The sequence below is a fragment of the Shewanella sp. genome (assembly GCF_041630135.1).
In the GTDB taxonomy this organism is placed as follows: Bacteria; Pseudomonadota; Gammaproteobacteria; order Enterobacterales; family Shewanellaceae; genus Shewanella.
On sequence record NZ_JBFKLW010000056.1, the window covers coordinates 1 to 14,511 of the forward strand.

6 protein-coding genes and 1 pseudogene are annotated in these 14,511 nt (G+C 51.7%); 4 read left to right on the forward strand and 3 right to left on the reverse strand.

The features are described from left to right. The 3 genes and pseudogenes from ABYK60_RS14210 to ABYK60_RS14220 form a co-directional block, all read right to left on the reverse strand. A pseudogene (locus tag ABYK60_RS14210) lies at nucleotides 1-184 on the reverse strand (transposase); the annotation flags it as partial. A 280-nt stretch (nucleotides 185-464) separates the two neighbouring features. Further along, nucleotides 465-791, reverse strand: coding sequence for a hypothetical protein (locus ABYK60_RS14215; RefSeq protein ID WP_372872681.1), 327 nt, complete (start codon nucleotides 789-791; stop codon nucleotides 465-467). 137 nt (nucleotides 792-928) lie between these two features. Further along, the gene (locus ABYK60_RS14220; RefSeq protein WP_372872682.1) at nucleotides 929-1,660 is read right to left on the reverse strand and encodes a DUF2971 domain-containing protein; all 732 of its coding nucleotides are present in this window, start codon (nucleotides 1,658-1,660) and stop codon (nucleotides 929-931) included. A gap of 1,600 nt (nucleotides 1,661-3,260) precedes the next feature. Between ABYK60_RS14220 and ABYK60_RS14225 the strand changes: the two genes are divergently transcribed. The 4 genes from ABYK60_RS14225 to ABYK60_RS14240 all read left to right on the forward strand — a co-directional run bounded on the left by ABYK60_RS14225 (nucleotide 3,261) and on the right by ABYK60_RS14240 (nucleotide 14,475). Then, entirely contained in the window at nucleotides 3,261-4,241 is a 981-nt protein-coding gene (locus ABYK60_RS14225; RefSeq protein ID WP_372872683.1) for a helix-turn-helix domain-containing protein, read from the forward strand. Nucleotides 4,242-4,486: 245 nt separating this feature from the next. Beyond that, nucleotides 4,487-5,929, forward strand: a complete 1,443-nt coding sequence (locus tag ABYK60_RS14230; protein ID WP_372872684.1) for a DUF3300 domain-containing protein — start codon at nucleotides 4,487-4,489, stop codon at nucleotides 5,927-5,929. Nucleotides 5,930-6,456: 527 nt separating this feature from the next. Beyond that, nucleotides 6,457-10,245: a S8 family serine peptidase gene (locus tag ABYK60_RS14235; RefSeq protein ID WP_372872685.1), complete on the forward strand. Its 3,789-nt coding sequence runs from the start codon at nucleotides 6,457-6,459 to the stop codon at nucleotides 10,243-10,245. A gap of 45 nt (nucleotides 10,246-10,290) precedes the next feature. Then, nucleotides 10,291-14,475 (forward strand): S8 family serine peptidase, encoded by a 4,185-nt coding sequence (locus tag ABYK60_RS14240; RefSeq protein WP_372872686.1) that lies wholly within the window; start codon nucleotides 10,291-10,293, stop codon nucleotides 14,473-14,475. The last annotated feature ends 36 nt before the right edge of the window (nucleotides 14,476-14,511 follow it).

The following is a 14,511-nucleotide window of genomic DNA, read 5'->3' on the forward strand; positions in this document are numbered from 1 at the left end:
GGTCAATCGCAAACACAGCACCAAGCTCCAGCAAACGGGACTCGACCCAATCCCGCCGATGTTCATAGCTTTTGCCGCTGTAATCGTCCACGCCGCACAAAAATGCCCGCCGCACGCAGCGACTGATGCAGTGATAGAAAGGCGTGTCTTCCAGACTAACCTGAGTATACCTTGGCCGTGGCATCACCCATCTCCCCGCTTCCTGACACTGGCTTGTTTAAAGCCTAGTCAAGCCTCGGGGAAGCTACCAACAATTATGGGTGTCTTTGTTATTCGTAAAGCCTAGTCAAGCCTCGGGGAAGCTACCAACAATTATGGGTGTCTTTGTTATTCGTTCCCATGCCTCGCTACGCCATTTTCAGCAACACCCTCGGTCGCTTCGAACGGGATTGAGGTACGGTGCAATCTGCGCGTGAAGTGTTATTGCTGACCTGACTCTATATCGTTTCTGACTCTTATAGTGCCTATGAATCCAATTGCACCAACATCATAAACGCAGAGATTACAAGAGTTATAACTGGCATGATTAGGTGTGTCTTTTTCGATTTTTCCTTAATCAAACTTGCGATAGCAAGGCCAGTACCAATATAAAACCAACCGAAAAATATTGCTAACTCTGATATTTCAAAAAAAGCTACTCCGGTTACATTATAGACAACACTTAACAGCGGAAAAAAAAGAACTATTATCAATGAAGAAATACCCAATATTGGTTTGGATGTAACGTTATTCAATTTAATATCCTTAATTTTAACTAAGTTAGGCAAAAAAAGAGCTGTACCTGCCTTCACTCTTCCGACTGCCCTCACCTTTTAATCGATTGGAGATCAGAAGCAGTGCAATCTGCAAGTGAAGTTCTATGCATTTCCTGACTATTCTAAAACGTTTTCGGTTGGGATGATGTCACGCCCCCCCCAAACCGTACTTGTTAGAACATGATCGTATTCGGGCTAAATATTTCTTTATGCCAATCAAGCTCTGAGCCTTTAATTTCCGCATCAATGTCATATTTTCTCATCAGTTCTTTCACGATATCCTTAAACCAGCCCGTAGCATTTGGGGCAAAAACAACAGACTCGATAAAATCGTTTTGAATTGGAAGAACCACGCCCGCTATTTTATTTTTCTCATAAGGTGATTCAGCAGATTTTTCAATTATGCAAAGGCGGACTTCCTGTTCATGCCTATAAGATGGATGTTTGTAGAAAAAATCATCCAATTTCTGATTATACAAATGCTGGCATGGTGCAGCAGAGCGTGAATGTACATCTTTCTTATAAAGTGGTCTGGGATATTCCGCTGCTTCGAAATAGGAAACAAAATTTAGCCTAGCAGGATAGGACTTGTATTTTTTTGAAGAACTTAGTGCGGAGGCCAATTTATCAGTTGTAGACTGAACCATAAGTGACTCATTATTCGTCCCATATAGGTTCCACATCGCCATTGATTCTTCAGTAGACTTATACCAACAACTCGTATAGATCCACTCCTTAGCCCAATCATTCTCCATTTTGGGTGCTGGACCTTCATCATATCGATTAAAAATTACTGAAGCCAAACCTTCAAGCTCATCTTCAAACAGAGATGTTTTTGGTATAAAGAGACCTTCGGATAGCATGTATACAAACTGAGGGAGTTGAATATATCTAGCAATCTTCATATTATATTACCACCTCATTAAAGGTTCTAAATTCGATTTAAATGGCGGCACTGAGCGACGTCCAGTTTTAAATTTTTATTAGCGACCGACCTCAACAAATGGACTACCATAGATTCTTGATTTTGATATTACTTTGCCAACATATTTATCGCGAATGTCTTGCGGTGCCTTACAACCAATAAATTCCCACCTTTTATTTTCTTGTTTGAGCGATAAAGGGGTCGGAGTTAATTAAACCCAATCATCGGCGACCTGACAGACTAAGCAAAACAAGGTCACCCACAATTTTTCCCAAAAGACGTCGAAAAGTGCGGACACCCACAACTCTTTCCGCAGACTCATTTGCCGAAGGTTTTGCCGCTCCCGCTTGAAGCGGCCGCGGGGTATTGGTGTCCGTTGCGTGGCCGAGGTATGGATACCGAGGCAGCGTCAGTCGAATCAGGGATGAGCGTCTGACGCGATAGCTATAGGACACCAAATGCCCAAGGAGTCGTCCGCTTCGTGGCGGGTCGCAGGGGGATTGGACAAGGGGGCCTGTCGAAACGGTCCCCTTTCCCCGGGTGTGGGTCGGCGACCCACGATTTTCGCCAAACGAAGTTTGGCAAACCGCCGAGTGTTGGCGCTAAACACCAAATTTCGGGACGGCTACCGCACCGGCACTCGCAGCCTTAGCGCGTCCTGACCGACTGGCTTGGGTTAAAAGCCGTTTGTAAAAAATCCAACTAAAACAACAGCAAGTTAGCAGCTTAGGCTGAATCAAACCTTGGGCTGGTTCATGTTTTGTGTGATGAGGGAAAAGCTGAAGGGCGGGCGATTGGCTTTTGCCTAACTGGCGCTTGCGTCGCTAAGGCTTGGCTGGCGCTGTCCCTGCTTTGCTGGCCTTGCCTGTGAAGGCATAGCTCAGCGGTTCTTCCCTGATCTACATGGTGGTACCGTTTACCGCGTGCTTAATAACCACTGTAATTCATCATCTTAGGGTTAAAAGGCCTTGTCAGTAACAAGTTTAACGAGCGTACCGTAAACAAATCTCTTGGGCAATAAGTACCTATCTGAATACGGTCAACAAGAGCGTCCGACACGACCGAACACGCCCCCAAACCAGACCCGCTCAATGTGGCCGCAGCAACACCACCGAGACTGAAGGTCGCATTTTAGTTATCCCCCATTGGTGACGTTGAGGATGTTGCGTATTGCTGATGCTACGGCTGGCAATGAGTTTCATGGCTTTACTCCTGTGTTTGTTTTGATGAAGCCATGCTAACGGGACACTAAAAGCTCTTGGGCAATACTTATACGAGCGGCTGAAATTCTCTTTGAGCGGTTTCGCTCAAACCGAATAACACCTGTGAGAGCGGTTAATGAGCAAAAACACAGAGGGCACCCACAAGCTTGAGCTGCCAATTCCGCTCAGGGACAGACTTTCGCCCGAGCCACAGAGCAGCAATGACTTGCGCACAAATACATTGGATAAGTGATTTAAAATGCTATGTTTTATGGTAATTGCAACTGTCAGTTGACAAAATGGCAAGCCGGATTGGTGGTTGGCAACCCAGTGAATTTCTAAGATGACTGCATCTTAAAGCAGCAAGGAACAGGCGCAATGATACTGGCAGACAAGATAGTGAATTTACGTAAGCTGGCCAACTGGTCGCAGGAGGAGTTGGCGGACAGGATGGGCGTTTCCAGGCAATCCGTATCCAAGTGGGAGAGCGCCAACAGCATCCCTGATCTCAACAAAGTTATCCTCTTGGCAAACTTGTTTAATGTCTCGACCGACTACCTGTTAAAGGATGAGATAGACAGTTTTGACACCGGCAAAGCCAGTGAGCTGCCGGACGTCACACTGATCACCATGGAGCAAGCCAATCACTATCTTGAGTGTAAGAAAAGTGCGGCTGAACTCACCGTCAAAGGGGTTCTACTCTGTGTGTGCTCGGTTATTCCATTATTCTTTTTCTTGGCTATGGCGGCGACACAGCGGCTGGGTATGACCAATAACCTGGCGGCTGCCTGCGGAATTGTAGGCATACTGATACTGGTGTGCCTGGGTATCAGTTATTTAATCAAGACAAGTCAATTTGAAACCGATACTGCCACCATAGATCACGAGCAATTTGAACTCAGCTATGGCGTCCACAGTGCCTTTCAAGAAAAGCTGAATCACTTTACACCCGGATATCATCGACGATTGTCACTGGGAATTTTCTTTTTCGTTGGCAGTTTTATTCCGCTCATGCTGGGCAGCCTTTTCTATCCGGGAGCCGAGACCATATTCATGATGCTGATGGTGCTGATACTGATGATAGCGGCAGGCTTGTACCTGGTGATCCCAGTGTCAGCAAGGCTAGATGCTTATAGTGCCATCCTCAGGGATAGCCTGAACAAAACCGCGAAAGCAAGACGAAGCGAGAAAGCAAAAAAGCTGGCGGGGTTTTACTGGCCGTTTGTCACCGCCGTCTTTCTTGGATGGAGTCTGTGGACCATGAATTGGGGCGTTACCTGGATTATTTGGCCAGTCAGCGCAGTGCTGTTTGCTGCCTTGGTGGGCCTGACGGAACTGCTCGAAAAAGAACAGCGATAGCCACTCCTTCCACAACTTGCCCCAATCGCCATTCCTCACCAAAGGTGCCTGCTGCGCGAAGATAATTTCTGCGTGGCGGGCCTGAGGCCCTTCGGCTCAAAACTCATTTTAGATAAGCAAACGACAGAACAGTTTCTGTCGTTTGCCTTGCGGCCGTTTTCACCCTTCAGCCTTCGTTCATCTTCGGCCATGTAGCCTGTTATCAAACTGGCGTGGTGCCGGTATGGAACAATCAAGGAGGCCCTATGAACAGGTCTATCAGAATACAACTTGTGTCGGCCCTGATGTGTTTGCCCCTGTTTTCCGGCTGCACTTCGGTGGCTGCTCAGGCAGAGCCGAGTGAATACAGCGTCGGTATCCGCGCCGAGCGCTTCAGCGAAGCTGAGCTGGCACGGCTGCTGGCGCCCATTGCCCTTTACCCCGATACCCTGCTGACCCATATCCTGATTGCCTCCAGCTATCCGCTGGAAGTCGTGGAAGCAAGCCGCTGGCGCGAGAAAAATCGCAAGCTTGGCGACAAAAAGCTGATGGATAAGGCCGAGAAGCAGGGCTGGGACCCCAGCGTCACCGCGCTGATTGCCTTCCCCAACGTGCTGGAGCGCATGAGTGATGACCTGAACTGGACGGCGGATCTCGGGGATGCCTTCCTTGCCGATGAAGAAGCTGTGCTGGACAGCATACAGATGCTGCGCCGCGAGGCTGACCGCGCGGGTAATCTCGATGGTGGCGATAATCTGGTGGTGAAACGCCAGCCGACGCAAATCATTATCGAGTCACCCAGCCCCGAAATCATCTATGTGCCCTATTACGACCCACGCGTTGTCTATGGTCACTGGCGCTGGCATCGTTACCCTCCGGTTTACTGGGCGCCCTTCCCCGGCTACGTGAGCTACCATCGTCATTTTGGCTGGCACTCAGGCGTGAGTATTTCGTTTAACTTTTACTTCTCCAATTTCCATTGGTACGACAGACACGTGATAGTGCATCACCACCATCACTATCGTCGCCCGCCCGAGCCCAGATACGCCATCAGCCACGGTGCCCAGCGCTGGCGTCATGACCCGGGCCATCGCCGCGGCGTGGCTTACCGCAGCGCCGATGTCCGCCAGCGTTTTAATGTAAGCACCCCCAGCCGGATTGAGCGCGACCACAAACGCCATGATGAGTACAGCCGCGTTGTATCGCAGCAGCACTACCCACAGGTCCGCTCTCGTGAGCTCAGCCAAAGCCGCGAACAGGATTTCAAGGCCCGTATGAACAACAGCGAGCGCCGCTTTGAAAACAATGGCAATAACTCCCGTGAACGGGAGGTGGGCAATAGCTCCCGCGAACGGGAAGTGGGGCATCAATCCCGTGAGCGCATAGACAGCCGTGAGCGTGCAGACAGCCGCCAGCGCGGATTCGAGAAGCATGACCAGCAACGTGAACATCAGCAGAGCCGGGACCGCAGCGAGCAGCGCGGTCAGCCCCCGCAGCGCGCCCCTGAGTCCCGGGAATATCAACCCCGTGAGCGCCAGCCTGATGTGCGTCCCGAGCCATCGCCACAGATCCAGCGTGAACGTCAGCGCACTGAACCAAGGCAACAGGCCGAGCCACGGGAGCGGCTGCAAAGGGAACATCAACCCCGCGAACGGGCACAGCCCCAGCGGGAGCGCCACAATGAGCATCCCCGCGAGCGCAACCTGTAAAGGAATGCACCCGCGGCAGAAACATTGCCCGATGTAAGAAAGTATCCAAAAAAGCAAAGACCGGCTGCGCCGGTCTTTTTCATTGGCATATTCCTTCCGGGGAAATTGCCTCCCTGATCATACCCATGTCGCTGCCGCACTGATATTTCCTTTCAACAATAGAGTTACCCGAATGGGCTCAATATTGATCGAATCACGGCAACCAATGTTAATTACGAGTTAATTCGGTTAACAAAAACAAGGGAAAAATGCCCTGCCGGCACAGGTGGAAACAAATTGAAAAGCCTGTTGCGCACACTTTGTATGTATCTGTATTTAAAAAGAATTGATATTTAATTGATATCGAATGATAAATATTTGATGAACAATCAATAGATAATAAACCCCGCCTTGGTTGCGATCCTGTCTCAGGGTCTTTAGAAAGCTGTTAACGCCTATTTAAATGTGGCAGTCCAAGACACCTCCAATAAACGTCAGCGCATTTTCATGGGTTCTCAGCAAGAACAAAAACAACTCACGAGGCTAAAATGGTTTTCAAATCATCTCCGGTCGCATTGTTGATTTCCGCGATACTGGCATGCCCCGCGCAAGCCCGTTTACCTGTCAATACTGATGCATTGTCAGTTATTGGTGGAAATCAGCAGCAAAGCACCGCTGCCCAACATGATGCCATGGCATCCTTTACCAGAACCAATGAGCTCAAGGGCATATACATTCTGCAGTTGTCAGAAAAAAGTGCGCTTGATCAGAGTTATGCCGCTCTGGGCAATAACCGCAGTTCGGTGGTCACCAAAATTGATGCCCAGCAAAACAACGTCATTGCCGCCATCAAGGCACTGGACGGCGACGCGGTTATCTTCCAGAAGGTACGTCTGGTGGACAACTCACTGCACGTGCAAATAACACATGCAGCGGCCGAGGCCTTAAAGAACAACGACGATGTGGCCTCAATCATTGAAACCGCATCCCAGCCAAATCTGACTCAGGAAGATGAATTCAGGCGCTTTCCGTTCCTGAAGATTAATGACCCGGGCGACAATGTAACTGTCGCCGTCGTCGGCAATGGCGTTGACTACACCCACAAGGATCTGGGTGGCGTCGGCACCCCAGAAGCCTATGAACAGGCATGGAAAAATAACCGTAATGCCTGGGATGGCTTTCCCACTGAAACCGTCATCGGGGGTCTGGATTTTTCAGCCGATTACGAGTGGTACCACACCATCGACTACAACCCCATTGAAAACAGCAAGGATGAGATAGCCACGGATCACGAGTATCACTATCCATCCGGTACAGCGCAGGCAGCACTGGTGCTAAAGCAGGCACCCAATGCCAAAATACTGGCCTACAAGACTTTGGATTACGATTGGAACTATTTCTACAGCACCCTAGATGTGGTGGTAGATCCCAATCAGGATGGTGACTTCAGTGATCGTCCCGATATTGTGCTTATCAATTCATATGGTTTCGGCTCCTTTTATCAGAGCAAGGGCACGGGAACCTCGTATCAAACCCGGCAAATCGACCATATGCGCCGTCTGGCCGCACTGGGGTCGCTGATCGTGGCTCCTGCCGGCACCTTTTATTTTGACAGCTACTACAGCCTCGCCCCCCTTGGTGCCACCCCGGAAGCCCTTACTGTTGGCTCTGCCAGAATGGATAACGACGCCCTGTATCTGGCGGCTTATTCCCCGGCTGGCCCAACCCGCGGCGATACCATGCTCAAACCGGATGTAATAGCACTGGCAGAAGGCTTTGACAGCGCCCTGGCCGGCACAGGCAATCAAAGCGGCAAACTGGCGCAAACGTCAGCCTATGCTGCTGCCAATGCGGCAGGTGTGGCGGCCCGGGTCTGGCACAGGGAACCCAGTCTGAGTGCTCTTGAAGTGAAGGCACTGGTTGCCAACACCGCCAACGCGGATGGCATTGCCGGCATTAAAGAGACTGTTACCACTCAGGGGATGACTGTTGATGTCACCAAGGTGGCTGAAGTTCCCTTCATTGGTGCCGGCCTGGTCAGTGCCAGCAATATCGATAAGGCTAAATCCATACTCTGGGAAACCGGCTCCAACCAACCCAGCCTGGCATTTGGTTTTGTTGAAGCGGCCAGCACTGTCAGCCAAACCCGTAATATCACCATCAAAAACCTGACCGACGAACCCCAGACTTATGATCTGGCAACCGTGAAAAACGGTGAAAAGGCCAATAACCAGGCTGTGGAGCTGATTTTTCCAAAATCAATCAGCGTTCCGGCCCACAGCGCCATTACCTTCCCGGTCACCCTGACGGTGAACGACAAATTGCTGTCTCCATTCCCGGTGACCAAAACCAGCGACTACACCATTGAAAAATGGGCCGAAGCCTCGGTTAACGGCTACCTGACGTTCACCAACGTGAATGCCGAAGCCGATGACTCGCTGTTAAAAATGGCCTGGCTGGTGCTGCCCAAAAAGGCAACCCCCTTTGAAAAAGCCAACGCTACCTCCAGCGGCGATATGACCTATCAGTCGGAGGATTTTAAGCAAAAAGTTTACAACTCAGGCTATTGGATAGAATCATCCAAAATCGATATCACCAACACCACTGATCATGAGCGGACCCTTATCACCATGCCGCTGATGCACAACAAGTATCAACGCGCGGAAAACAAGGACAAGCTGCAGGGGCATATCATCAAGTCGCTCGGTGCAACCGTTTATGACATTGATACCCAGTCCTGTTCTTCCGGAAAAGCCCTGGCGGTCAGTGTTGAAATGTTCGACCCTTTCGAATTGGTCATGGCAGAGCACTTTGACCGACACGCCTTGCTGGCCCATTTCCGTATCTACAGTGAAGCCTTTGCCAACGCTGAAGGCGACGACCCTGTTCAGGCCGAACAGCTCGCTCAGGACAGCGACATGTTGGCTTATGTTGAAATAGGGCTGGATGCCGATGGCAAACCCGTCACCAGCTACCTCGACCTGTCCATGCCTTTTGACCCCTGGAACCGCTGGGCCCGGGTTAAACAATCCAGCCTGGAAACTCAGGTGGCGCCCGGTGGTAAAGTTGCTGTGGCCAACCTTTGTATGGATGCGCTGTACCGCGATGCCTATCCGGATCTGAGCAGCTGGGATCAAAAGCTCGGCTGGCAGTTCGGAACCGATCGTGACGCCGTATCGAATATCGATGAGCATATGCTGCGTTTTAACCCGGTGCTCAACGGCTTCTACACAGAAGAAATCATCGACCACACGGGTGAAGATGGTTACCCCTATTGGTGGGATTTCAACTGCCAGGCTCAGGAGTGGGATCCCAATTACTGTATCGAGCAGTCGGTGAAATTCCTGGCCAGCTCGGCAGCCTCGGCGCTGTTGCCCGATGGCGCAGACCCCAAAACGGTTGATGAATTCTCCCTGCCATGGTCACCCATCACCCGGATCCCGCCCGGTAAAGCAGCCCGAGTTGCGGCGGCCATGACAGCCCAGTGCGATCCGAATGTCGTGTCCTTCGGGAATTGGATTATCGATAAGGACTGCCCTCCCGGTGTGGCCATTTTTGAACTGGATAACAACAGCATCAAAAAATTTCCCTCGGTAGGCACCACAGATGTGACCGCACTGCCGGGGCAAAGCTTCAGCGTGTACGAAGATGCCGCCAATGGCACCCTGGTGGGCCAGATCGACATCGTATCGCCCAGATTTTTCGCCTCTGACGATCTGAACAATGCACAGATGTTCCTGCTCAGCGCCCTGCCCGGCACACCGTTCGCCGTATCGACATCCGGCGAAATCACCGTCATCAACAGCGCAGCACTGGATTATGAGTCACTCAATAAGTCCTATGTGCTGCAGGTTCAGGTAGACCACATTAACCGCGACACAGAACTGGTTGATGTAGTGATTAACGTGACCAACAGCAACGATGTGGCACCGAGCCAGATTGCACCGCTGGCGATGATTGAAGGCGTTGAGGGCAGCGACCTCAGTGTCAATATCGCTGCCGCCTTTATCGATGTCGAAGGTGACGGCATTGCCTTTATCTCTGCTGGCTTGCCAGAGGGACTGAGCATCAGTCGTGGCGGAGAAATCCATGGTGCGCCTGCCGTATCAGGCACCTTCAGCGCCGGTATTACGGTTACCGATGGCATTAATCAGGTGCAGACCAGCATCGATTTCTCTATTGCCCCCATGAGTTCATCCGCACCGGTCGAGACACCTGTTTCAACCGAACCCACACCCATAGTGGAAAGCGGCTCAGACTCAGCCGGCGGCAGCTTCGGCCTGCTGATGTCTTTGATAGCAGCTTTTGGCCTGTTTGCCCGCAGAGCGCGCAAGTAACGAATTTAAAGAGGCGCCCGGCGCCTCTTAGCTGAGGAATGAATTGTGAATTTTAAATTATCCAAGATTGCAATGGCGCTGCCCTTGTCTGCACTGGCGCTGACCGTGCATGCCAATCAGCCCCAAAAGCTCCAGGCAAGCTACGCGGCGACCGCCAAGAACCAATTACTCAACAAGAAGTCTGCCGAAGCCAGTTTGGGAAACAAATACTTCGTTATTTTAAAAGATGAGCCACTGGCGCTGTATCAGGGTGGGATCCGGGGGCTGGCGGCCACCAATGTCAAGGCATCAAAAAACACCAATGTGAACGCCAAAGGGAAGCTGGACATTCACAGCAGTAAATCCATCACCTATACCAACTATCTGGTTAACCAACAGAACAAGGTATTTGGCAATATCAAATCCACCCTTAAGCGCGAGGTGCCGGTTCAGGCCTCACATACCATAGCGCTTAATGCACTGGTCATGGAGTTATCTGATGCTGAAGCTGTTTCCCTGCGAAAACTGCCCGGTGTACTGGCGGTGCAAAAGGATTCGTTCAAACAACTGTTGACGGATGTTGGCCCAACCCACGTGGGCGCCCCGCAGGTATGGAACAACCCACAACTCGACGGCAAATCTCGAGGTGAAGGTCTGGTAGTGGGCGTGATAGATACAGGGATAGCCTCTTACAAAAAGAGATTCTTTTCCTGGAGACCACCGATCGCCAATGACTTTAACCCAGCTTTTGCCGATATCGGCGGCGATGGCTATGACCACACCAACCCCTATGGTGAGGGAGTCTATTTTGGCGACTGTGAAGAAAACCCGGTTTGGTGTAACGACAAACTGGTAGGCGTTGTCTCGTTTGACAGCTACAAAATAGCCGTGCCCAATTACGACTGGCGTTATAACACGGGGCAGGACGATCAGGGTCACGGTACTCATGTTGCCGCCACCGCGGCGGGTAATGTGGTGCATAATGTGCCTTACGCTGTGACTCAGGTGGGTGGCTCGGCAGAAAAACCCCGTTGGGAAAGCACCAACTCCATGTTCAATATCACCGTCAGTGGTGTGGCGCCCCATGCCAACATCATTGCCTACCGCACCTGCGTACCCAACTATGGCTGTTCCGATTCTATGGCCATCCGCGCCATTGAACACGCCATTGAGAACAACGTCGATGTCATCAATTATTCTGTTGGTGGCAGCCCAAGCTCCCCCTGGCAGTCTGCAGATGCACTGGCATTTCTCAGTGCCCGTGAAGCAGGCGTACATGTAGCCGTTGCCGCCGGTAACAGTGGTCCAGAAGCCCAAACCGTTGGTTCTCCCGGCAATTCGCCCTGGGTTACCACGGTGGCCGCATTGAGCCATGGTCGCGATTACAGCGAAGAAAAAACCGCGGTATTCTCCGGTGGTGACACTCCATTAGGTGAGATGACCGGCAAAGGCAGAACGCTGGCACTGGAAACAGCAACTGAAATTGTTTATGCCGGTGATGTTGAAAGTGCCTATTACCAGGAAATGCAGGGCGGCCCGGGTTATTGCTACGCCAGCGCCTACGGCAACGGTGCTTTGCCTGCGACTTACCAGGCCAACAATGTGGTGGGCAAGGTAGTGGTTTGCCGCCGTGGTGGCGAATATGACGGTGTGCCATTGTCACGCCTAAACAAGAGTATTGCGGCCAAATACGCCGGCGCGGCGGGCCTGATACTGATTAACTCTGACGATAGCGCGGATAACCAGGTTGGCGATTTCCACGGCATTCCCGCGATCCACCTTAGCAAGGCCGATGGTGATGCATTGCTGGATTGGCTGAGCACCGGTGATGGCCACATGGTCAGCATTCTGGGTGACTCTGAGTTTAACAATAACCCGGAACTGGCAGATATTGCCGCACAGTTCACCTCCCGTGGTCCCGACTATGTTAACCAAGACTATCTGGTGCCTGATTTGGGCGCACCCGGTGTAGACATTTACGCCAGCAACATCGGCACCAACATGCATTCGACCCTGCTCACCGACATGGAAAAGCAGCCCGGCGATTATATGCAAATGTCCGGTACTTCAATGGCTTCACCCCATGTTGCTGGCATGTACCTGCTGATGAAGGCAGCTCATCCAGACTGGACGCCGGCGGAAATGCAGTCGGCTTTGATGACCACAGCCGTGACGTCAGTCAGTGAGAAGCAATACCAGTTTGATGCTGATGGCAATCTGGTACGTGACGAAAATGGTGCGGCGGTATTTGAACTTGTCCGGGCCAACAATCACGCCACAGGCGCTGGCAGCGCCAGGGTCAATCTCGCCATTGAAGCCGGACTGGTGATGAACGAAACCAGAGAGGGGTATCTGGCGGCCGATCCTTTTGCACCGGAATGGGCCCAAAAAGACATTCCCGGTTGGCACGGTGAACCGAGCCAGATGAATATACCCAGCCTCTCGAAAGGTAAATGTTTGATTGAATGCTCCTGGACGCGAACCTTTAAGGCAGTGAAAGATGGCAGCTGGAATGTCAGCGTCGAAAACCTCGATGAAGGGTTCACGCTCACTGCCGATCAAATGTCATTCAGCCTCAGTCAGGGTGAAGAAGTCACACTTAACTTCGTTGCCGAGGCCAATTCCGCTTTGGCGAAGGAATGGGTGGATGCCCGGGTTGTGCTGACGCCGGACGATGAGTCAATTCCGGTACAGACCCTGCCTGTGTCCATTAACTTCATTGCGGGTGTCGCACCTGAACATGTGGACATTACCGCCGGACGCGACCAAGACTCCGCTGCAGTTAAGGGAATAGTCACCATTGGCAGTGACAATATTCAGGTGAGCAAGTCAGGTATCGCCAAGGCCGAAATCCACGAGTTCACGGTTCGCAGAGATGCCACCAACAACGTGATCCTGCCCGATTTAATCACCCTGGAAGACACTGCATACGCTATTCCGCTGAACATTCAGGCCGACAGCAAGCGTCTGGTTGTTGAGGTACTGGACACCAGTTCACCGGATTTGGATCTGTATGTGGGTGTTGACGTAGACCTGGATGGTTCCCCAACAGGCATTCCGTCTGAAATGCCATTTATCCGTTATATGTCAGCCAGCGAGACCGCATTTGAGAAAATCGATATTGTCGACCCGGTTAATGATACCTACTGGATCCTGGTTCATAACTGGGCACCGGGCCCTGAGGCCTTAACCGACAATCAAATGTTGTGTGAAGCCGGGCAAGTGCCGGATGAGGGCAAAGAATGCGTCTACGATGCCCCCATCTATGACACAGTAAGACTGGCCGTTACCAATGTCACCTACGATGACGACAGCATGAAACTAGAGGTGGCCGATTCGGTTGCAGCCAGAGAAGAGCTGGACACCCGTGTCAAATGGGATCAGCACATGAGCGAAGGTGACAGGTATAACGGCGTTTTCTGGCTGGGTACCACCCCCGAGCTTGACCGTAACATTGGTGCTGTGCGGGTGAATATCACCAGGGGCGCCGATGATGTGAAAATGGCTCAGCCTATGTTGGAAGGCGATATGCTGACCTCCAGAATCACCCTGGCCACCAACAACAGCGGTGAAGATCGCAGCTATAGTTTCACTGCCGAGCTGGCAGATGGCCTGTCCGTGACCAGCCTGATATCGGATGCCTCAAGCGGGTTTTCCATCATGCAGATGGCTACCGGTGACATTGACTATACGCTTGAGGGCAACCTGTTGAGCTGGACACACACCCAAAAAGACGGCGCAGCAGCCACAACCTTTACCCTGGTGTTGGATGCATCCATGGTGACAGGCCTGATGAATATCACGCCGGTTATCCGTACCGAGGTGAATACCAGCGATAATACCGAAGCAGTGGTGTCTGAAGGCTCGCCGGTGCTGTTTGAAGGACGGCCGGTGTTCAGTCTGCATGCGGATAAGTCCTCAGCCAGACATGGCGAGCAGGTAAAACTGACTGCCATTGCCGTGGATACCGTGATCAGCGAACCGCAACTGAGCTATAGCTGGCGACAGGTGTCCGGGCCTTCGGTAGCCATTGTGGGTGCCGGAACAGCCTCGGTTTCCTTTACCGCACCGGACATCAGCCGTGCCGATGAAGTGGTGTTCGAATTGGTGGGCAGCAATGGCCAGAAACAAGCTGCACCTGTGCAGGTTGCTGTGGACATAGAACCCAACAAAGAAAACTCCTCCGGTGGCAGCATGGGATTTGTGATGCTGCTCCTGGGTGCTGCGGGCCTTATCAGACGCCGTCAGTAACAGGGCCGGGGTCAGTAAAAAAGGGCTTCCCGTGGG